The 271-nt window shown below is 28.8% G+C and carries 1 protein-coding gene; it reads left to right on the top strand.

Features of this window, described 5'->3' with window-relative positions; translation table 11 throughout:
- On the top strand, positions 1–271 hold a 271-nt coding region (locus NF27_RS05560; protein ID WP_039456841.1), incomplete at both ends, for a DNA-3-methyladenine glycosylase I.

Here is a 271-nt window from a genome sequence, read left to right as displayed (position 1 = left end):
TCTGAAAAGCAAGTTGAATACTTACTTAAAAATCCTGGTCTAATAAGGAATAAGCTTAAGATTGAAGCAGCAATTAATAATGCTAAAGCTTTTCTTAGAATACAAGAAGAATTTGGCTCATTTTATAAATATAGTTTACAGTTTATCAATGGAGAAAGGATAACCAATAAATGGATCAAGTTAGAAGATATACTTGTAACAACTAAGCAATCTGACTCTTTTAGTAAAGACTTAAAACAAAGAGGATTTAAGTTTGTTGGCTCAACAACAA

It is taken from the genome of Candidatus Jidaibacter acanthamoeba, assembly GCF_000815465.1.
GTDB lineage: Bacteria > Pseudomonadota > Alphaproteobacteria > Rickettsiales > Midichloriaceae > Jidaibacter > Jidaibacter acanthamoebae.
The sequence above is the reverse complement of the archived record's forward strand: the minus strand, read 5'-3'. Positions and strand labels throughout refer to the sequence as shown.